The sequence below is a fragment of the Streptomyces lydicus genome (assembly GCF_001729485.1).
Lineage (GTDB): Bacteria > Actinomycetota > Actinomycetes > Streptomycetales > Streptomycetaceae > Streptomyces > Streptomyces lydicus_D.
The window spans coordinates 5,236,906-5,257,367 of record NZ_CP017157.1; the positions used below are offsets into that span (position 1 = coordinate 5,236,906).

Sequence of the window (20,462 nt, forward strand, 5' to 3'; positions counted from 1 at the left end):
GGTGCCGCGCGGAGAGGATGTCGGCATGGCACACAAGATGACGAAGGACGAGTGGCAGAGGTTCCTTTCCGAGGGCACCCGTACCGGCAAGCTGGCGACCGTGCGTGCCGACGGCGGGCCGCACGTCGCCCCGGTGTGGTTCCTCCTGGACGGTGACCAGTTGGTGTTCAACACCGGGGCGGAGACGGTCAAGGGCCGCAATCTGGCCCGCGACGGCAGGGTGGCGCTGTGCGTCGACGACGAGCGGCCGCCGTTCTCCTTCGTGGTGGTGCAGGGGACGGCGGAGATCAGCGACGATCTGCCGGAGGTGCGGCACTGGGCGACGCGGATCGCCGCCCGCTACATGGGCGAGGACCGTGCGGAGGAGTACGGCGCCCGCAACGGCGTGCCGGGCGAGGTGGTGGTCCGGCTCACGATCGACAAGGCCGTCGCGGTCGCGGACCTCGCGGAGTAGCCGTGCGCGGCGCGGCCGTCCCGCGTCCGCGTCACGCCCGGCCGGCGCCGGGGGCCCGGTGCCGGCCAGGCGCCGTCGGCGCTCAGCCCACCGAGTCGAGAATCCGGGCCGAGTGCCGGCGTCCGGCGTGTTCCACGAGCCGGACCAGGACTTCCTTGCCCGAGTCGCGGTCCCTCGCGTCGCAGAGGACGACGGGGGTGCCACGGTCGAGATCCAGTGCGCGGGCCACTTCGTCGGCCCCGTAGGAACGCGCGTCCGCGAAGCAGTTGACGGCGATCAGGAAGGGGATCGCACGGCGCTCGAAGTAGTCGACCGCGGGGAAACAGTCCTGCAGCCGGCGGGTGTCGGCCAGCACCACGGCGCCCAGTGCTCCCTCGGACAGGTCGTCCCACAGGAACCAGAAGCGGTCCTGCCCCGGGGTGCCGAAGAGGTACAGGGAGAGCCCGTCCCTGATGGTGATGCGGCCGAAGTCCATCGCCACCGTGGTGGTGGACTTCCGGGACACGCCCCCGGTGTCGTCGACCGTCTCCCCCACCTCGGTGAGCCCTTCCTCGGTGCGCAGCGGGCGGATCTCACTGACCGAGCCCACGAGCGTCGTCTTGCCCACGCCGAAGCCGCCCGCGACTAAGATTTTCAGGGTCAGCTCGGGGTCGGGGTCCGGGGCTGCACCGTCCGGGGCCCCTGGTGCGGCGTTCATCGGCCGTCTCCTTCAGGATGCGGGTCCTGCGCGTCACGAGGTGGGTGGATGCACGGCTCGGCGAAGGGAGCCTTCGGCGGCAGAGCGCCGTCCGAAATCCATGGCGAGGACCGTACCGCCCGATCATCGGGATTTCCCCGGAATCACCAAAGCCGCTAGGGGTTCCGATCAAGTGCTGCACCGAGCGCGCCGTTCGTGATAATTGGCCACCCGTACGGGTGTTCCCCGTCTGTCGGACCGGTGCGGGATCATGTGCGCATGACGCAGCAGCAGGCACGGGAGCGGCACGTTCCGACGGCCGGGGCGAACACCTCGGCGGGCACCGTGGAGCGCAACGGCATCAACGCGGTGCCGGAGTCCGAGCGGCACGGCACCCCCAGGTCACTGTTCTGGCCATGGGCGGCGTCCGGGCTGTCGCTGCTGAGCGTCGCCTACGGGATCTACCTGATGGGGCTGGGGCTCAGCCCCCGGGCGGCGATCGTCACGGGAACCCTCGGCTACGTCCTCTCGTTCGTCCTGGTGGGGCTGGTGTCGGTGGCCGGGGTGCGTACGGGTGCGCCGACGATGGTCATCGGCCGGGCGTCGTTCGGCCGGCAGGGCAACAAGCTGCCCACCTTGTTCAGTTACCTCTCCAACGTCGGCTGGGAGACCGTGCTGGTCGCGCTCTCCGCCCTGGGCGGGGCCGCGGTGCTGGCACGTGTGGCGCCCGGCGTGTTCGCCCGGCCCGACGGGCGGACGCCGACCACGGGGGCGCAGGCCCTGTGCTTCGTGGTGACCGCCGTCGTCGTGGTGGTCGTGGGGATCTACGGCCATGCGCTGATCATGCGGGTGCAGAAGTATCTGACCGCGGCGATCACCGCGCTGACCGTCGTGTACATGGCTCTGATGGCCGACCGTCTCGACTGGTCCGCACTGGGGGACGACCGTCCCGGCGACCTCGGCAGGGCCGTCGGCGGGGTGGTTTTCGCGATGACGCTCCTGGGGCTTGGCTGGGTCAACTGCGCCGCCGACTACAGCCGTTACCTGCCGCGCACCAGCAGCGGCCGGGCGGTCACCGGCTGGACCACGCTCGGCGGGGTGCTGCCCCCGCTGGCCCTGCTGGTCTTCGGGGTGCTGTTGAACGCCGGGGACCCGAAGCTCGCCGCGGCCGCGGCCGCCGACCCGGTGGGGGCACTCGCGGCGCAGCTGCCGACCTGGTTCCTGGTGCCGTACCTCCTCACCGCCATCGGGGGCTTCGCCTCTGGAGCGATCATGGACATCTACAGCTCGGGCATGTCGATGCTGGCCCTCGGCATTCCGCTCCGCCGCCACCTCGCGGTGCTGGTGGACGGGGTGCTGATGGCGTTCGGCGGCTGGTACGTGCTGTTCGTCTCGCCGAGCTTCTTCGCCACCTTCCAGGCGTTCCTGTCCGTCATCGGGGTGGCGATGGCCGCCTGGACGGCGGTGTTCCTGGTGGAGCAGTGGCGCCGCCGGCACACCGGGTTCGCCCTGCGGACCGCGCGCGCCCTGGGGTGGCCGGCCGTGCTCTCGCTCGTCGCCGGCACCGCCGTCGGACTGGGTCTGATCACCTCGGCCGACCCCAACATCGCCAAGGCGGTGGGCTTCCTGCTCACCGACGGCGCCGCCCGGGGCACGCCGGGCGCCATGAACCTCGGCGTCGTGGTGGCCCTGGCCGTCGCGGGCGCCCTGTACGCCTGTACCGCCGCCCTCGCCGACCGCACCACCCCCGGAGGAGTCCGATGACCGACCACCACCGCGCCCACCGGCCGCACGAGGTCCGGGAGTTCTTCGCCGTGCGCGCCGCCGACTGGGACACCAAGTTCCCCGACGACGGCCCGGCCTATGCCGCGGGCGTCGCCGAACTGGGCCTCCAGGAGGGCGACCGGGTGCTGGACGCGGGCTGCGGCACGGGGCGCGCGCTGCCCGCGCTGCGCGGGGCCGTGGGAGCGCGGGGGACGGTGCTGGGCGCCGACCTCACGCCCGAGATGCTGCGGGCCGCGGTGCGCGCCGGGCGGGGTGCCCACGCGGCGCTGCTGCTGGCCGACGTGACCCGGCTGCCGTTGCCCGGTGCCGCGCTGGACGCGGTGTTCGCCGCGGGGCTGCTGTCCCATCTGGCGGCCCCCACGGGCGGCCTGGCCGAGCTGGCCAGGGTCGTGCGCCCCGGTGGCCGGCTCGCTCTCTTCCATCCCCTCGGGCGGGCCGCCCTCGCCGCGCGCAAGGGCCGGCAGCTCACCCCCGACGACGTCCGCGCGGAGCCGAACCTGCGGCCCCTCCTGGCCGGCAGCGGCTGGGAGCTGCTCCGCTACGAGGACGAGGACGCCCGCTATCTGGCGCTGGCGGTCCGCCGGGGGTGACGTCCGGCCGCCCTGCGGGACGCGAGGTCAGGAGGCCGCCGGGCCCTCCTTGTGCGGGACCGGGCAGCCGCCGGTGCGACGGGCGGCGGGGAAGGTGCCGAGTTCGGCGACCCGGAAGCCGTTCGGGTAGCCCTTGATCTCCGGGTTCTGGCGGGCGTAGTGCGGGGTGCGGCGGGGCGGCAGCAGCCGTACGGCCCTGGCACGCAGCTTCAGTGCGCCGCGCACGGCCGTGCGGACCGCGGGCGCGGGCCGGTCGTAGCGGAAGGCGTCCAGCAGCGTGTCGTCCAGGAGGGCCATGCTCGCACCGCGCACCACCGGGGCAAGCGGTCCGTACCAGCCCGCCATCAGGTCCAGGGTGGCGTCCGACACCCGCCGGGCGGCCTCGTCCCAGCCGAAGTGCGCCTCCTCGTAGGAGTCGAGGAAGCACTCGAAGTCCTCGTAGGTCCGCGGGAGTTCGGGGATGCCCAGGTGGCTGCCGAGGGTGCGGTAGTACGCGGCGACGGCGGCCCGTTCGTGCGCGGTCAGCGGGCGCCAGCCGTACGCGTCGAGCCAGCGCTTGGGCACCACCACGAAGGTGCACAGGACATAGCGCATGTCCTCGTCGGAGATGTCGTAGCTGCGGTGCATCTGGTTGATGCGGCGGATCGCCGTACGGCCGTCCTCGTCGTCGAAGCCGTGCTCCAGGACCGCGTCCAGCAGGAGCGCGGTGTCGTCGTACCGCTTCTGGGTGCGGTCCGTCAGCTCGCCCGTCGCAGCGAGCAGTCGGCCGATGCTGGGCACGGCGTAGGTGCGGTAGAGCGCGAGCTCCAGGGCCCTGGTGATGTCCCAGGGGAATTCGTGGGTCGCGATGATGCGGTAGATCGCCAGGAAGTCGCGCTCGGGATCGAGCCGCCGGATCTCCTTCAGCCAGTCGTAGCGCCGCACCTGACACCTGTCCCTTCGGTTGCCGACAGGGCAATGTTAGGGCGGCGGGCGGCAGTTGAAGGACGGTGACGGGCGCCAGATCGGGCGGCGGGTGGCCGGATTCCGCCGGTGGGAGCGGGCGCGTCGGGCGGCTGCTCGACGCACCGGCCTACGGGCGCGCCGGCCCGGTCGCCCGCTCGTGCCGCGCGTGACGAGGGCCGGGCGGCCCGGCGCGCGTGAGCCGGCCGGTTGCCGGGCGCCGGCGGCCCGGGCACCGGTGCGCGGACCGCCCGGCCCGGCTGTAGGAACGCATAAGTGCAGCGTAGGGCTGGTGACAACGCCGTACCGAGGCAATTAAGGTGCGCCGACGTACTCCGCGATGAACTGGATGGGGAGGTCCGCGTGCCCGCGACCGAGAGCGCCGACAACGACCAGTTGTTCGTGCTGACGGCAGTGCTGCTGACACCGGCGCAGTTCCCGAGCGTGCTCGGCGACGACTATCCAGAGGTGTGCGCGGGCCTGGGCCTGGCACCGTACGCGGAGGGATACGGCCTGGTCCTCGGACAGGACGGCTCCGGCGCGCGCTGGACGGTGGTGACGGAGGACGTGTCGCTGGTCGCCTGCGCCATCGCGGCCTGGGACTGCGGGATGGAGTACGACCTCTCCCCCGGAGCGGACAGCATCGCCGCGGCGCTGCCGGGGTGGCCGCTCGCGCTCGCCGTCGCCGCGCCGGGCGTGCCGCAGCCGCACGATCCGGAGCCCGAGGAGGGCGATCCGGCGCCGCTGACACCACCGGACGCCGCCGAGTGGGGGCCCGCCCAACGACGGCTCGGTGCCGACGAGATCGCGCTGCAGTGGGCGGCCTGGCGGGACCAGGTGGAGGACGAGGACGTCACCTTCGCGGAGCCCGGGGACGACGCGCACGAGGGGGTGCGGCGGGTGCTGAAGGAGGCCCGCGGCTATGTCGACCAGCCGCCGCCCCCGGGGCGGGTGCGGTCGTCGTTCGCGGCCGGGGAGGCGCGCACGCTGCGGGTCGACGGGCCCGGCTGGAGCATGGTCGCGCGCACCGACGACATCGCGTTCGTGTTGCTGGACGAGGAGCCCGGCGAGGTGCACCCGGTGGGCAGGGGGCCGGAGCTGCCCGGACTGCTGTCGTCGCTCGACGAGTTGGCGGCCCGGCCGGTCTGACGGCGGCACGGCCGTACCGACGCGCGCGGGGCCGGGCCGGCCTGACGGCACCCGGGGCAGGTCCCGCGGCGCGAGGGCCCGGCCGCCGTGCGGCGGCTCATCCGGTCGGCGGCCGTTCGCCGGCGGCCCGGTCCGGCCCCCCGCACCCCGGTCCGGGGCGGCGGGGGCCGGAACGGCCCGGGCTCAGCGGCCGAGCTGTTTGCGGCTGACGCGGCGCAGCCGGCGCCGCTGGGAGGAGTCCAGGGTCAGATACGCGACGGCCGGGACCCCGACCATGACCAGTACGGCCGCCCAGAAGGGCAGCAGCCACAGCAGGAGCACTCCCACCGCGACGCCGCCGATCGCGACCTTCGCCTGTGTGGACATCCCTCACGTCCCTTCCGCGGCCCGGGCCGCGCTCTGTGTATCCCATTGAACGCCGATTTCCCGTCACAGGTTCCCTCCGACGCCGCGCCGTCCGGTACCCTCGGGCGCTCCAGACGCCAGTAGTCAAACTTGAGGAGTTCTGGACCCCGTGCCTTCCCGCCCCGCGGTCGCCCCCGCTCAGCTGTCGGCGCTGTCGCGCTGCGCAGTGGTCTTCCTGCCGTCGGACCCGCCCCGCACCGGGCGGATCGCCTTCTGGCGCCCTGACGGTGAACCCGTGGCCCAATCCCCGGGGGACCCCTGGGTGGGCGAGGGGGCGGCTGAACGGCTGGACGTCGTCCTGCCGGACGTCGACGGCGGGGTGATGGTGTGCGAGGTCCCGGCCCTCGTGGTGCCCGTCGCCGACGCGGTGCCCGTTCTGACCCGTGCGCGGACCGCCCCGGGCACCCATCCGGCGGCGGCCTTCTGGGGGGCCGCGTGCGTACTGGCGCTCCAGTTGGCGGCGCGGGGCCGGCTGCTGCCCGGCGTGAGTCCCGACGGATACGACGCCTGGCGGGCCGGGCCGTTCGATCCGGCGGACGTCGGGCGGCTGCGTGACCTCGCCGCCGCGATGCCGCCGTACGCGCACGCCGCCCCGCTCCCGGACAGCGACCCGGTGGAACTGCCGGATCCCGAACGGCACCTGCGGGCCTTCCTGGACGCGGTGGCGGACGGGCTGCCGCGCTCCCCCGCAGCGGCGACGGCCACCGGCGCACCGGCGTTCGCGGCCGCGGCCGCGCAGTACGTCCCCGAGCAGCGGGCCTGGGCCGCGGAGGTCGCCGCGGGCCATGACGAGGGCGTACGGATCTCACTGCGGATCGAGGCGCACGCGGCGGAGGGGGACGGGCCGCGGGCGCCCGCCGGCGAGGGCCCGCGGCCGGGCGCGGCGGACCCCGCGGACGACGCTCCGCACGCCTTCACCGCGGTCCTCCAGGTGCACGACCTCACCGACCCGGCCCTGGTCGCGGACGCCGCCGAGGTGTGGGCCGGTACCTCACCGGCGGGGCAGGCGTTCGGGCCGCGGGCGCGCCGGGACACCCTGCTCACGCTGCGGCGGGCGGCCGACGCCTGGGCGCCGCTCGCCCCGCTGTTGTCCGCGGCGGTGCCCGACGCGCTGGAACTCGCCGACGAGGAGGTCGCCGAGCTGCTCGGTCCGGCGGGCCGTGCGCTGGCCGCCGCCGGGGTGCCGGTCCACTGGCCGAAGGCGCTGGTCCGCGGGCTGACCAGCCGGGCGGTGGTGGGGCCGCCGGCCGACGGGGCGGCCGACGGCCCGGAGTCCGGGCTGCCGTCCCTGTTGTCCGCCGACGCGCTGCTCTCGTTCAGCTGGCGGTTCGCGGTGGGCGACCAGGAGATCGACAAGGCGGAGCTGGACCGGCTGGCCGAGGCCGGACGGCCGCTGGTGCGGCTGCACGGCGAGTGGGTGCTGATCGATCCGGAGGCCGTTCGCTCCGCCCGGGCACGCGAGGACCGCAAGATCACCCCGCTCGACGCGCTGGGCGCCGCGCTGACCGGGAGCGCCGAGGACGCGGACGGCGGCCGGGTCGCGGTGGAGGCCACCGGGTGGCCGGCCCGGCTGCGCGACCTGCTCGCCGATCCCGAGGGCGGCGGGTCCGTGCGGCAGCCGGCGGCGCTCACCGCGACCCTGCGCGACTACCAACTGCGCGGTCTGGGCTGGCTGCACCGGATGACCTCGCTGGGGCTCGGGGCCACGCTCGCCGACGACATGGGGCTGGGCAAGACGATCACACTGATCTCCCTGCACCTGCACCGGCAGGGCGTTCCCGGCGCGGCCGGCCCGACCCTCGTCGTCTGTCCCACCTCCCTGATGGGCAACTGGCAGCGGGAGATCGAGAAGTTCGCGCCGGGCACACCGGTCCGCCGCTTCCACGCCGGGCGGCACAGCCTCACCGAGCTGGGCGACGGCGCGTTCGTCCTCACGACCTACGGGACGATGCGGCTGCACGCCGGCAAACTGGCGGAGGTGGACTGGGGGCTGGTCGTCGCGGACGAGGCACAGCACGTCAAGAACCCGTACTCGGCGACCGCCAGGGCGTTGCGCACCCTCCCTGCCAGGGCGCGGGTGGCGCTCACCGGCACCCCGGTGGAGAACAATCTGTCCGAGCTGTGGGCGATCCTGGACTGGACGACGCCCGGGCTGCTGGGGCCACTGGCCCGGTTCCGTACCCGCTACGCACGAGCCGTCGAGGGCGGCACGGGCACGCCGGAGGCGGCCGAGCGGCTGGCCCGGCTGGTGCGGCCGTTCCTGTTGCGCCGCCGCAAGACCGACCCGGGGATCGCGCCGGAACTGCCGCCCAAGACGGAGACCGACCGGGCGGTGGCGCTCACCGCCGAGCAGGCCGGACTGTACGAAGCGGTGGTGCGCGAGGGGCTGCAGGAGATCGCCGGGACGGACGGGTTCGCGCGGCGTGGGCTGGTGGTCAAGCTCCTCACCTCCCTCAAACAGATCTGCAACCACCCCGCGCAGTACCTGAAGGAGCAGGACCCGCACGTCCCCGGCCGCTCGGGGAAGGTCGAACTGCTCGACGAGCTGCTGGAATCCGTCCTCGCCGAGGGCGCGAGCGTGCTGGTCTTCACGCAGTACGTGCAGATGGCGCGACTGTTGGAGGCGCATCTGACGGCCCGCGGGGTCGCCACGCAGTTCCTGCACGGCGGGACGCCGGTGGCTCGGCGCGACGAGATGGTGCGCCGTTTCCAACAGGGCGCGGCGCCGGTGTTCCTGCTGTCGTTGAAGGCGGCCGGCACGGGGCTGAACCTCACCCGGGCCTCGCACGTCGTGCACTTCGACCGCTGGTGGAACCCGGCCGTCGAGGCGCAGGCCACCGACCGCGCGTACCGCATCGGGCAGACCCAGCCGGTGATGGTCCACCGGATCATCACGGAAGGCACCGTCGAGGACCGGATCGCCGACATGCTCTTCCGCAAGCAGCGGTTGGCCGACGCGGTGCTGGGCTCGGGCGAGGCCGCACTGACCGAACTCACCGACGCCGAGCTGGCGGACCTGGTCGCACTGCGAGGGAGCGAGCGATGACCGGAAACCACGACGACGCGTACCCGCCGGAGCCCGAGCGGACGTTCGCCGCGCTGCCGCCGGCCCGTGGCGGCGGCTTCGCGCGGACCTGGTGGGGGCGGGCATGGCTCAAGGCGCTGGAGGACTCGGCGCTGGACGGCGCGCAGCTGAAGCTGGGACGGCGGCATGCGCGGGCCGGGGCGGTCGGCGCGGTGTCCGTGCGCCCGGGCCGGATCACCGCGGTGGTCCAGGACCGCGACCACTCGCGGCACCGCACCGATGTGCTGCTGGCGCAGTTGTCCGCGGCGCAGTGGGACCGCTTCCTGGACCTGGTCGTGGACCGGGCGGGGCGCCTCGCGGCGCTGCTGGACCGGGACGTGCCGCCGGTGCTGGCCGAGGACGCGGCGGCCGCGGGGATCGAACTGCTGCCGGGCATCGGCGACCTGGAGTCCGCGTGCGACTGCGGCGCCTGGGACCACTGCGCGCACTCGTCCGCGCTGTGCTACCAGGTGGCGCGGCTGCTGGACCAGGACCCGTTCGTGCTGCTGCTGTTGCGCGGGCGGGGCGAGCGGGAGCTGCTGGCGGAGCTCCAGGCGCGCAGTGCGTCGCGGGCCGGGGCCCCGGCCCGGGAGGCGGGGGCGGAGCGGGCCGGCGCGGGGGTGCCGGCCGCCGAGGCGTACGCGGCGCGCGACATCCTGCCGCCGCTGCCGGCGCCCCCGCCGCCCGTCGACGTACCGGGGACCGCGCCGGCGCTCGGCGGCGGCACGCCGCCCGCACCGGGCGTGGCGGTGGCCGCGCTGGAGTTCCTGATCCGTGACGCGGCGGTGCGCGCCCAGCGGCTGCTCGCGGACGCGCTCTCCCCCTGGCATCCGGACGTGCCGCCGCCGCCCGCGCTGACGCCCGGTCAGGACGCGGTGCGACTGGCCGCAGCCGGCGCCGGGGAGGCCATATCCGCGCGGCTGGCGGCCGGTTCGGGGCGCGATGTGCGGGGACTGACGCTGGCCGTACGCGCCTGGGAACTGGGCGGGGCGGTCGGGCTCGCGGTGCTGGAGGAGGAGTGGACACCGGATCCGGCGACGCTGGCCCGGGCGGCCGGCCGGCTCGCGGCCGCCCGGGAGGACGACGGGGCCCAGCCGGGGCCGCGGGTCTCCGGCAACCGCTGGACGGTGGCCGGCGGCGAGGCCCAGCTGCGCTACGGGCGGGACGGCCGCTGGTGGCCGTACCGGAAGGAGGACGGCCGGTGGGCGCCCGCCGGCCCGGCCTCGGACGACCCGGCGGGCGCGCTGGCGGCGCTGTCACCGGAGGGGTGAGGGCCCGCACCGGAACGCGGCGGACCGAGGCGTTCCGCCTGCCGTCCCGGGGCGGGGGGCTGCGCCGGGGACGGCCGGTCGGCCTTCGGGCAGCGCGGGTCAGTCCCCGCGCTGCCCGAAGGCCGCGTGCGCGGCCGCCCGTCGTACGAAGATCTCGTGCAGGTCGCGGGCCGCCTTGGGGACCGAGCCGGAGCGGCGGCGCTGGATCACCATGAGGACGTCGGTGCGGTCGCCCGCCAACGGGCGGTGGGTGATGGTGCCGCTGCGCTCCAGCGGGTCGCCGATGATGCTGAAGTCGGGCAGCACCGTGGCGCCCAGCCCCTCCGCCACCATCAGCTTGCCCATCTCGGCGCCGTCGGTGGAGTAGGAGAAGGACGGCGCGCGGCCCTCGATGAGCCGGTGGACGAAGCGGTGCATGACATAGCCGGCCCGCATCACGATCAGCGGCTCGGTGAGCAGATCGGTCACCGAGACCTCGCGCAGCGCGGCCAGCGGACTGTCCGGGCGGACGCACACCACCGGCCGGCCGCGCAGGAGTTCGGTGGTGTGGAAGTCCGGCGGCAGGTCGTCGCCGCGCAGGTAGTTCACCAGCCCCAGGTCGAGGCTGCCCTCCAGCAGTGAGCGGTGGATCTCGGCCTGCTGGGCACCGATCACCTCGACCTGGGTGACCGGGTGGCCGGTGCGGAACTCGCGGATCGCGGGGACCATCAGCGGGACCGTCGCGGCGTTGACCGTGCCCAGGCGCACCATGCGGCTGATGTGGTGCTGCTGGTCGGCCGCGCTGCGCAGCTTGTCGACCGCGTCGAGCACGCCGATGATGTGCGGCAGCAGTTCGCGGCCCTCGTCGCTGATCTTCGCCCCGGAGCGCTTGCGGTCGAGGATGTCCACGCCCAGCTCCCGTTCGAGGTTGCGGACGGTCTCGCTGAGGGCGGGCTGGGAGAGGTGCAGCGCATCGGCGGCGCGGCGCAGCGAGCCGAGCCGGGTGACCGCCTCTATGTATGCGAGCTGCTCGATCCGCATGGCCGCGCTTCCCTCACTTCCGGCCGAATCACCGGTAATTGCTGCGGGTCACTTCAAGGGGGACCCTATCACCACCTCGTGGATACCGAATCGACCAATGCAGACCCTTCTCGCTAAACTCACCACAGCGGTTCCCGGAATTCCCCCGGCCCGCTCCACGAGAAATGTTGCAGGGAGGTGACGTGTTTATGAAGCCGCAACACGGTCTGACCCGGCGGCGCCACGTCGACCTCGTCAGGGTCTCCAGTGCCCTGTGTCGTCACGCGCTCTGAGCGCTGATCCGCGCTGCCCGCGCCGGACTCCCCACGCCTCCCCCGGCACCGCGCGCCCTTTTTTCGGTTCTTTCCGGATCGTGCGCCCGGCGCTGTTTTCCCCTGCCTTTTCTCTTCCGTGGAGTTCCCATGCCCGAATCCCTCGCCCCGCCCCCTGCCCGTTTCGCCTACTGGGTTCCCAATGTCAGTGGCGGCCTGGTCACCAGCACCATCGAGCAGCGCACCGACTGGGGTTACGAATACAATCGCAAGCTGGCGGTGCTGGCCGAGAACAACGGCTTCGAATACGCGCTGAGCCAGGTCCGGTACATGGCCGGCTACGGCGCCGAGTACCAGCACGAGTCGACGGGTTTCAGCCTGGCGCTGCTGCTCGCCACCGAGCGGCTGAAGGTCATCGCGGCCGTCCATCCCGGGCTGTGGCACCCGGGGGTACTCGCGAAGTTCGGCGCGACCGCCGATCAGCTCTCCGGCGGCCGGTTCGCCGTCAACGTCGTCAGCGGATGGTTCAAGGGCGAGTTCACGGCGCTCGGCGAGCCGTGGCTGGAGCACGACGAGCGCTACCGGCGGGCGGAGGAGTTCATCCGTGCGCTGCGCTCCATCTGGACGGCGGACCACGCCGAACTGGCCGGTGACTTCTACCGGATCCGGGACTTCTCGCTCAAGCCGAAGCCGCTGAACACCGCCGCACGCCCGCACCCGGAGATCTTCCAGGGCGGCAACTCCACCGCGGCGCGGGCGATGGCCGGCCGGGTGTCCGACTGGTACTTCAGCAACGGCAAGGACTTCGACGGCGTCACCGAGCAGCTGCGGGACGTGCGGGCGTCGGCCGCGGCCGCCGGCCGGCCCGCCCCCGGCTTCGGACTCAACGGCTTCCTGATCGCGCGGGACACCGAGGCCGAGGCCCGGGAGGTGCTGCGGGAGATCGTCGCCAAGGCGGACACCGAGGCGGTGCACGGCTTCGGCGCGGCGGTCAAGCAGGCCGGTCAGTCCACGGCCGACCGCACCGGAATGTGGCAGGACTCGTCGTTCGAGGACCTCGTCCAGTACAACGACGGTTTCCGTACCGGCCTGATCGGGACGCCGGAGCAGATCGCCGAGCGGATCGTGGCCTACAAGCGGCTGGGCGTCGATCTGTTCCTGCTCGGGTTCCTCCACTACCTGGAGGAGGTCGAGTACTTCGGCAAGCGGGTGCTGCCGCTGGTGCGCGAGCTGGAGGCGCAGCAGGAGACCGGCGCGGCGGACCCGGCGGCGGCCGGCCGGGTCCCGGCCGCCGCCCGGCACTGATGCCCGGCCCGCCCCTGCACCCCGACACCCCGCACACTCACGGAGGTTCCGCATGAGCACCGTCGCACCGTCCGACTGGTCCACCCGTCCCGCACCCGAGGGCCCGGACGGCTGGATCGGGCGCGCCACCGAGGTGGCCGCCGTCCTCGCCACCGACGCGGTCGCCCGGGACCGCGCGGGCGCCACCCCGTACGCCGAGGTCCAACTGCTCAAGGACGCGGGGCTGGTCACGCTGCTCGGGCCCACCGCGCACGGCGGCGCCGGCCAGGACTGGCCGACCGCGTACCGGGTGGTCCGGGAGGTCGCCGCGGCCGACGGGTCGATCGGCCAGCTGCTGGGCTACCACTACCTGTGGAACTGGGCGGCGCGGCTGGTCGGTACCCGCGAGCAGTGGGAGCAGGTGGAGGCCGAGGCCGCCCGGCAGCGGTGGTTCTTCGGCGGCGCGGTCAATCCGCGCGACAAGGACGTGGTGGTGCGCGACGAGGGCGAGACGCTGGTCTTCAGCGGCCGCAAGTCGTTCTCCACCGGGAGCCGGGTCTCCGACGTCACCGTGCTGGAGGGGGTCCTTGAGCGCACCGACGACCATGTCTTCGCCGTCGTGCCGTCCGACAGCGACGGGCTGGTCTTCCACGACGACTGGGACAACATCGGGCAGCGGCTCACCGAGAGCGGCAGCGTCACCCTGGACGAGGTGCGGGTGCCGTGGGCGGCGGCGGCCGGCTACGTGGACAAGGAGTTCCGGCCGCGGGTCTACAACACCCTCAACGTGCCCACCATCCAGCTGGTCTTCGCGCACTTCTACCTCGGCATCGCCGCCGGCGCCCTGGAGACGGCCGCGGTCTACACCCGTACCAAGGCGCGTTCCTGGCTGCACGGCGGCCACGAGCGGGCGGTCGACGAGCCGTACGTCCTCGACGCCTACGGCGATCTGACGGCCAAGCTCTGGGCCGCCGAGGCGCTGGCCGACCAGGTCTCCGCCGAGGGGCAGCGGCTGCACGAGGACCCCGACGCGGTGACCGAACGGGACCGCGGTGCGTTCGAGGTCCGGGTGGCCGCGGTCAAGGCCCGGGCCACGGACGTGGCGCTGGAGGTGACCAACCGGATCTTCGAGGTGACCGGGGCCCGGTCGACCGCCGCCGCCGAGGGCCTGGACCGCTTCTGGCGCAACGTCCGCACGCACACCCTGCACGACCCGGTGGCGTACAAGCGCCGCGAGGTCGGCAGGTTCCGGCTCACCGGCGACCTCCCCGAGCCGACCTGGTACTCCTGACCGGCTTCCGCCCACGGCACCGGCACGCCCCCCCCCCGCTCCCCGCTTTCCGCTCCGCACTTCGAGGTGATCCCCTTGGCCACCGTCCTGTCCGTCTCCGGCAGCCCCTCCGCGACCTCCCGCACCGCCCGTCTGCTGCGTCACCTGGACGCGCGGCTGGCCGACGAGGGGCACCGGGTCGTGCCGCTGGACGTCCGTACGCTGCCCGCCGAGGCGCTGCTGGGGGCCGACTTCGGCCACCCGGCGATCGTCGAGGCCACCGAGCTGTTCGCCCGTGCCGACGGCATCGTCATCGGCACCCCGGTCTACAAGGCCGCCTACTCCGGCCTGCTCAAGTCGCTGCTGGACCTGCTGCCGCAGTACGCGCTGACCGGCAAGACGGTGCTGCCGCTGGCGACCGGCGGGAGCACCGCCCACGTACTGGCGATCGACTACGCGCTGCGCCCGGTGCTGCAGTCCATGGGAGCCGCGCACATCGTCCAGGGCTGGTTCGTCCTCGACCGGCACCTGACCGTACGGGAGGGCGCCCCGCTCGCGGTCGACCCCGCGGCGCAGGAGGGGCTCGACCACGTGCTGGACCAGTTCTCCGGCGCGCTGGGGCGCCGCCCGCTGCTGTCGGTCGCGAGCTGACCGTCCCCCGATCCCCGCCCCTCGACTCCTGGAGGCAGCACCGTGCACGCCCCCGAGCGGACCGCCACCGCTCATGTGATCCGCGACGACGCCGAGGCGCTGGCGGTCGCGACCGGACTCGCCGAGGAGTTCCGGGCCGGCGCGGCGGAACGGGACGCCGCGCGCCGGCTGCCGCACCGCGAACTGGCGCGGCTGTCGGCGAGCGGCCTGCTGGCCGTCACCGTGCCGCGCTCCCACGGGGGCGCGCAGGTGAGCACCGGGACGCTGGCGGAGGTGTTCCGGCGGCTGGCGGCCGCGGACGCCAGCCTGTCCCAGATCCCGCAGAGCCACTTCGTGTACGTCAACGTGCTGCGCCGTCAGGGCACCGCGGAGCAGCAGGCGTTCTTCTTCGGCGAGGTGCTGGCCGGGCGGCGGCTGGGCAACGCGCAGTCGGAGGCGGGCACCCGGCACGTGCAGGACCTCCGCACGCGTCTGGAGCCGGCACCGGACGGCTCGTACCTGCTGAGCGGGGTGAAGCACTATGCGACCGGTGCGCTGTTCGCCGACTGGATCCCCGTGCTGGCGCGCGGGCGGGACGAGGCGCTGTGGGTGGCGTACGTGCCGCGGGACGCGCCGGGGGTGCGGATCGTCGACGACTGGGACGGGATGGGGCAGCGGACCACGGCCAGCGGGACGGTGCACCTGACGGACGTGGCGGTGCCGGCCGACCGGGTCGTACCGCATCACCTCACCTTCGAGGGGCCCCAACTGCACGGTGCGGTGGCGCAGTTGCTGCATGCCGCGATCGACACCGGGATCGCGGCGGGCGCGCTGGCCGAGGCCGGCGCCTTCGTGCGCACCAGGAGCCGGCCGTGGTTCGAGAGCGGCTTGGACTCCGCCGCCGAGGACCCCCTGCTGATCCAGCGGTTCGGTGAGCTGGCGGTGCGGGTGCGGGCCGCGGAGGCGCTGCTGGCGTCGGCCGCCCGGACGGTGGACGCGGCCGCCGGGGCGCTGACCGACGACTCGGCCGCCGAGGCGTCGATCGCGGTGGCCGCGGCCAAGGTGGTGGCCGCGGAGGCGGCGGTGGAGACCGGCAGCGCGCTGTTCGAGGTGGCCGGGACCCGGTCCGCGCTGGACGGACTGAACCTGCACCGGCACTGGCGGGACGCGCGCACCCACACCCTGCACGACCCGGTCCGCTGGAAGGTGCAGCACATCGGCCGCTATGTCCTCAACGGGGTCCGGCCGCCCCGGCACGGGCTGCTCTGACCGCCGGGCCCGCCCGGCGGGCCGCCCGCGAACCCCTGCCCCGGCCCCTCAACGACCCTCGTCCTCACCGGAGTTCCCATGTCACCCCTGACCTTCCACTGGTTCCTGCCCACCTACGGCGACAGCCGTCATGTCGTCGGCGGCGGCCACGGGCTGCCCGCCGGTGCGGCCGGCGGGGAGCGGCCCGCCACCCTCGGCTATCTGACCCAGATCGCCCGCGCCGCCGAGGACCTCGGTTTCGAAGGGGCGCTCACCCCCACCGGCGCCTGGTGCGAGGACGCCTGGCTCACCACGGCGATGCTGGCCCGCGAGACCGAACGGCTGAAGTTCCTGGTCGCGTTCCGGCCGGGGATCGTCGCGCCGACGCTGGCCGCCCAGATGGCCGCCACGTTCCAGCGGCACTCCGGCGGACGGCTGCTGCTGAACGTCGTCACCGGTGGCGAGAGCCATGAGCAGCGCGCCTACGGGGACTTCCTGGACAAGGAGGCGCGCTACGCCCGCACCGGGGAGTTCCTCGACATCGTGCGGCGGTTGTGGGCCGGCGGGACGGTGGACTTCACGGGTGAGCATCTGCGGGTGGCGGGCGCCCGGCTGGCGCGGCTGCCCGATCCGGTGCCGCCGGTGTACTTCGGCGGTTCCTCCCCGGCCGCCGGTGACGTCGCCGCCCGCGCCGCGGACACCTACCTCACCTGGGGTGAGCCGCCGGCACAGGTGGCGCGGAAGATCACCTGGATCCGGGAGCTGGCCGGCCGGGGAGGGCGCCGGGTGCGGTTCGGCATCCGGCTGCACGTGATCACCCGGGACACCGCGGAGGCCGCCTGGGCCGAGGCGCAGCGGCTGCTGGACAGCTTCTCACCGGAGGCGATCCGGGCCGTGCAGGAGGGTCTGGCCCGCAGCGAGTCGGAGGGGCAGCGCCGGATGCTGGAGCTGCACGGCGGGCGCACGGACGAGCTGGAGATCGCTCCGAACCTGTGGGCCGGCATCGGGCTGGTACGGGGCGGGGCGGGCACGGCGCTGGTGGGCAGCCATGCGGAGGTGGCGGAGCGGATCAAGGAGTACCACCGGCTGGGCATCGAGGAGTTCGTCCTCTCCGGGCATCCGCACGTGGAGGAGGCGTACTGGTTCGGCGAGGGTGTGCTGCCGCTGCTGCGGGACGCCGGGCTGTGGCGGCATCCGGGGGCGCCGGACGGCGCGGTCCCGGCCGCGGCGCAGGTGCCGTTCGCGGCCGGGGCGGTCCGCTGACCGGCGGCGCGGGGCGGGCGTGAACCGGCCGGACCGGCCCGATCCGTGCCATCCGGCTGCGCGGTGCCTCCGGTCGTGATTCGCTGAGCGGCATCCCCCCACCGCCCGGCAAGTCGCCCGCAGCAGGAGGACCAGTGACCGGTAACTCCCCGCACGCGCCGCAGCCCACGCCGTACGAGAAGCCGCGACGGACCGCCGACGGGACGGAGGACACGCCGCATCCCCGGGGACGCCGGCCGCCCTACTACGAAGACCGCTCGCCGGGCAGCGGCGTGCTGCCGCCGCGCGCCTGGTACGCGGCCTCGGACGCCGCCCGGCTGTCGTTGCACGGCACCTGGCGGTTCCGGCTGGCGCCGACCGCCGGCGCCGAGGGCGACGCGTTCGCCCGGCCGGACTTCGACGACGCCACCTGGCAGGAGCTGCGGGTCCCCGGCACCTGGGTGCTCAAGGGCTTCGGCACGCCCTGGTACACCAACACCGCCTATCCGTTCCCGGTCGATCCGCCGCGGGTGCCCGACGAGAACCCGACCGGCGACCACCGGCACGTCTTCGACCTTCCCGACGACTGGGGCGAGGGGCCGGCGGTGCTGCACTTCGGCGGGGTGGAGTCGTGCGCCCGGGTGTGGCTGAACGGGCAGGAGCTGGGGCACTTCAAGGGCAGCCGGCTGCCGCACGAGTTCGAGGTCGGGACGCTGCTGCGGCCGCGCCGCAATGTGCTGGCGGTGCGGGTGCACCAGTGGTCGTCGGGCAGCTATCTGGAGGACCAGGACCAGTGGTGGCTGCCGGGAATCTTCCGGAACGTGTCGCTCCACCGCCGTCCCGAGGGCTCGGTCGCCGACCACTTCGTCCACGCCGGGTTCGACCACCTGACCGGCGAGGGCACGCTGCGCGTGGAGTGCTCGCCGGCCGGGCGGGTGACCGTGCCGGAGCTGGGGCTCGATCTGGCGACCGGGGAGAGTGCGACGGTGCCGGTGCGCCCCTGGACGGCCGAGCAGCCGTACCTCTACGACGGGCAGCTGGTCACCGCCGGGGAGACGGTCCCGCTGCGGATCGGTTTCCGCACGGTGCGCGTGGAGGACGGACTGCTGAAGGTCAACGGCCGCCGGATCCTGCTGCGCGGCGTCAACCGCCACGAATTCCATCCGCAGTCCGGGCGCACCGTCGATCCCGACACGATGCGCCGCGATCTGCTGCTGATGAAGCGCCGCAACGTCAACGCGGTGCGCACCAGCCACTATCCGCCGCACCCGGCCTTCCTCGACCTCTGCGACGAGCTGGGGCTGTGGGTCGTCGACGAGTGCGACCTGGAGACGCACGGCTTCGCCCAGCAGGGCTGGCGGGACAACCCGGTCGACGACGCGCGCTGGGAGCCGGCCCTGCTCGACCGGGCGCGCCGGATGGTCGAGCGGGACAAGAACCATCCCGGCGTCGTGCTGTGGTCGCTGGGCAACGAGTGCGGCACCGGGCGCGGGCTGTCGGCGATGGCCTCCTGGATCCGTGACCGCGACCCGTCCCGCCCGCTGCACTACGAGGGCGACCGCAGCTGTGCCGACACCGACGTGTACTCGCGGATGTACGCCGACCACGCCGAGGTGGAGCGCATCGGCCGGCGCGCCGAGGAGCCGCTGGCCGACCCGGAGCTGGACGCCCGGCGGCGCGGGCTGCCGTTCGTGCTCTGCGAGTACGCGCACGCGATGGGCAACGGGCCGGGCGGGCTCGGCGAGTACCAGCGGCTGTTCGAGACCTACGAGCGCTGCCAGGGCGGGTTCGTGTGGGAGTGGATCGATCACGGAATCCGGCGGCGGACGGCGGAGGGCGAGGTCTTCCACGCCTACGGCGGCGACTTCGGCGAGGAGCTGCACGACGGGAACTTCGTCTGCGACGGGCTGGTCTTCCCCGACCGGGTGCCCTCGCCGGGGCTCGGCGAGTTCAAGAAGGTCGTCGAGCCGGTGCGGATCGAGGGCGGGACGGGTGACGGTCCCGGCGCGGTCCGGATCACCAATCTGTACGACTTCGCCGACCTGGGACACCTGGACTTCCGCTGGCGGTACGAGGTGGAGGGCGAGGTGCGCGGGCACGGCCGGCTGGCGGTGCCGGCGCTCGCCCCCGGTGAGGCGGCGGTGGTGAAGCTGCCGCCGGCGCCGGCCGGGGCGGTCCGGGCGGGCGAGGCGATCTGGACGGTCCGGGCGCTGCTGGCCGAGGACACCGCCTGGGCGCCCGCGGGACACGAGATCGCCTGGGGCCAGCTGACGGCCGTGCCGCGCCCGGCCCCCGCTCCCCCGGTGGCGACCGCCACCCCGCGTCGCGGCGAGGGCAATGTGGTCGTCCTCGGGCCGGGCACCTTCGACGCCACCACGGGGGCGCTCGGCTATCTGGACGGCGTCCAGGTCGGCGGGCCGCGGCTGGACGTCTGGCGGGCGCCCACCGACAACGACGAGGCGGCGCCCTGGCAGCCGGAGCCGCGGCCGGCCACCGAGTGGCGGCGGCTCGGCCTGCACCGGATGCGGCACCGCGTCGAGTCCGTCGAACCCGGGCCGGGCGCCCTGGTGGTGCGCACCCGGGTCGCCCCGGCCGGCTCCCCGCTGGCGCTGCACGCGGTCTACCGCTGGACGGCCCGACGGGACTGGCTGCGGCTGGAGCTGGGCGTCGACCCGGAGGGCGCCTGGCCGGTGCCGCTGCCGCGGCTCGGGGTGCGGATGTCGGTGAGCGGCAGCCTCGGGTTCGCCGAGTGGTACGGCGGCGGGCCCGGCGAGGGGTACCCGGACACCCGGGCCGCCGCGCGCATCGGCCGCTGGTCGATGCCGGTGGACGCGCTGCAGACGCCGTACGTCCGGCCGCAGGAGAACGGTGCCCGGCCCGGGGTGCGCTGGGCGCAGCTGACCCGCACGGACGGCTCGGGCCTGCGGATCGAGGGCGACCCGGACTTCTTCTTCAGCGCCCGCCGGTGGACCGACGAGGAGCTGACCGCGGCCGCGCACACCACGGATCTGCGGGCGGGTGAGGAGCTGTGGCTGCACCTCGACCACGCGCAGCACGGCATCGGCAGCCAGTCGTGCGGGCCGGGCGTACTGCCGCAGCACCGGCTGGAGGTGGCGCCGGCACGGTTCTCGTTCGTCTTCTCGTCGCTGCGCTGAGCGGCGGCCGCGGCCGCCCGTGAGGC

Annotated in this window: 17 protein-coding genes; 13 read left to right on the top strand and 4 right to left on the bottom strand. The window is 74.3% G+C overall.

The genetic code is table 11. The features are described 5' to 3' along the window. Nucleotides 1-25 precede the first annotated feature (25 nt). Nucleotides 26-454: a PPOX class F420-dependent oxidoreductase gene (locus SL103_RS22815; protein ID WP_069570817.1), complete on the top strand. Its 429-nt coding sequence runs from the start codon at nucleotides 26-28 to the stop codon at nucleotides 452-454. 82 nt (nucleotides 455-536) lie between these two features. Here SL103_RS22815 and SL103_RS22820 read toward each other — a convergent pair whose 3' ends face one another. Continuing rightward, the gene (locus SL103_RS22820) at nucleotides 537-1,151 is read right to left on the bottom strand and encodes a GTP-binding protein (RefSeq protein WP_069570818.1); all 615 of its coding nucleotides are present in this window, start codon (nucleotides 1,149-1,151) and stop codon (nucleotides 537-539) included. 258 nt (nucleotides 1,152-1,409) lie between these two features. Here SL103_RS22820 and SL103_RS22825 point away from each other — a divergent pair, with 258 nt between their 5' ends. Together SL103_RS22825 and SL103_RS22830 are read left to right on the top strand one after the other, a co-directional pair. Beyond that, nucleotides 1,410-2,894 carry a purine-cytosine permease family protein gene (locus tag SL103_RS22825; protein ID WP_079145924.1) on the top strand — a complete coding sequence of 495 codons (1,485 nt, stop codon included), beginning with the start codon at nucleotides 1,410-1,412 and terminating at the stop codon, nucleotides 2,892-2,894. Then, entirely contained in the window at nucleotides 2,891-3,505 is a 615-nt protein-coding gene (locus SL103_RS22830; protein ID WP_069570819.1) for a class I SAM-dependent methyltransferase, read from the top strand. Before SL103_RS22825 ends, SL103_RS22830 begins: the two co-directional genes overlap by 4 nt. 27 nt (nucleotides 3,506-3,532) lie before the next feature. On the opposite strand, the gene SL103_RS22835 is transcribed toward SL103_RS22830, so the two are convergent. Further along, entirely contained in the window at nucleotides 3,533-4,429 is an 897-nt protein-coding gene (locus tag SL103_RS22835; protein ID WP_069570820.1) for an oxygenase MpaB family protein, read from the bottom strand. Nucleotides 4,430-4,810: 381 nt separating this feature from the next. Between SL103_RS22835 and SL103_RS22840 the strand changes: the two genes are divergently transcribed. Then, complete coding sequence (locus tag SL103_RS22840) at nucleotides 4,811-5,596, top strand: hypothetical protein (RefSeq protein WP_069570821.1); 786 nt, start codon at nucleotides 4,811-4,813, stop codon at nucleotides 5,594-5,596. A 183-nt stretch (nucleotides 5,597-5,779) separates the two neighbouring features. Here SL103_RS22840 and SL103_RS22845 read toward each other — a convergent pair whose 3' ends face one another. Beyond that, the gene (locus tag SL103_RS22845) at nucleotides 5,780-5,962 is read right to left on the bottom strand and encodes a hypothetical protein (protein ID WP_069570822.1); all 183 of its coding nucleotides are present in this window, start codon (nucleotides 5,960-5,962) and stop codon (nucleotides 5,780-5,782) included. A 148-nt stretch (nucleotides 5,963-6,110) separates the two neighbouring features. On the opposite strand from SL103_RS22845, the gene SL103_RS22850 reads away from it, so the two are divergent. After that, nucleotides 6,111-9,047, top strand: coding sequence for a DEAD/DEAH box helicase (locus SL103_RS22850; protein ID WP_069570823.1), 2,937 nt, complete (start codon nucleotides 6,111-6,113; stop codon nucleotides 9,045-9,047). Next, on the top strand, nucleotides 9,044-10,336 hold the full coding sequence (locus SL103_RS22855) for an SWF or SNF family helicase (protein WP_069570824.1): 1,293 nt from the start codon (nucleotides 9,044-9,046) through the stop codon (nucleotides 10,334-10,336). The genes SL103_RS22850 and SL103_RS22855 overlap by 4 nt, the downstream gene beginning before the upstream one ends. Nucleotides 10,337-10,435: 99 nt before the next feature. Here SL103_RS22855 and SL103_RS22860 read toward each other — a convergent pair whose 3' ends face one another. Next, nucleotides 10,436-11,356: a LysR family transcriptional regulator gene (locus tag SL103_RS22860; protein WP_069570825.1), complete on the bottom strand. Its 921-nt coding sequence runs from the start codon at nucleotides 11,354-11,356 to the stop codon at nucleotides 10,436-10,438. Between the two features lie 188 nt (nucleotides 11,357-11,544). On the opposite strand from SL103_RS22860, the gene SL103_RS39660 reads away from it, so the two are divergent. From SL103_RS39660 to SL103_RS22890, 7 genes are all read left to right on the top strand, one after another. Next, nucleotides 11,545-11,628 (top strand): putative leader peptide, encoded by an 84-nt coding sequence (locus tag SL103_RS39660; RefSeq protein WP_397781573.1) that lies wholly within the window; start codon nucleotides 11,545-11,547, stop codon nucleotides 11,626-11,628. Between the two features lie 129 nt (nucleotides 11,629-11,757). After that, nucleotides 11,758-12,912 carry a dimethylsulfone monooxygenase SfnG gene (gene sfnG, locus SL103_RS22865; RefSeq protein ID WP_069570826.1) on the top strand — a complete coding sequence of 385 codons (1,155 nt, stop codon included), beginning with the start codon at nucleotides 11,758-11,760 and terminating at the stop codon, nucleotides 12,910-12,912. Nucleotides 12,913-12,964: 52 nt separating this feature from the next. Then, on the top strand, nucleotides 12,965-14,182 hold the full coding sequence (locus tag SL103_RS22870; protein WP_069570827.1) for an acyl-CoA dehydrogenase family protein: 1,218 nt from the start codon (nucleotides 12,965-12,967) through the stop codon (nucleotides 14,180-14,182). 75 nt (nucleotides 14,183-14,257) lie between these two features. Then, on the top strand, nucleotides 14,258-14,812 hold the full coding sequence (gene ssuE / locus SL103_RS22875; protein ID WP_069570828.1) for an NADPH-dependent FMN reductase: 555 nt from the start codon (nucleotides 14,258-14,260) through the stop codon (nucleotides 14,810-14,812). Nucleotides 14,813-14,854: 42 nt separating this feature from the next. Further along, nucleotides 14,855-16,060: an SfnB family sulfur acquisition oxidoreductase gene (locus SL103_RS22880; RefSeq protein ID WP_069570829.1), complete on the top strand. Its 1,206-nt coding sequence runs from the start codon at nucleotides 14,855-14,857 to the stop codon at nucleotides 16,058-16,060. Nucleotides 16,061-16,138: 78 nt separating this feature from the next. Next, nucleotides 16,139-17,302: an LLM class flavin-dependent oxidoreductase gene (locus SL103_RS22885; protein WP_069570830.1), complete on the top strand. Its 1,164-nt coding sequence runs from the start codon at nucleotides 16,139-16,141 to the stop codon at nucleotides 17,300-17,302. A 272-nt stretch (nucleotides 17,303-17,574) separates the two neighbouring features. After that, on the top strand, nucleotides 17,575-20,436 hold the full coding sequence (locus tag SL103_RS22890) for a glycoside hydrolase family 2 TIM barrel-domain containing protein (protein ID WP_069574027.1): 2,862 nt from the start codon (nucleotides 17,575-17,577) through the stop codon (nucleotides 20,434-20,436). Nucleotides 20,437-20,462: the final 26 nt, after the last annotated feature.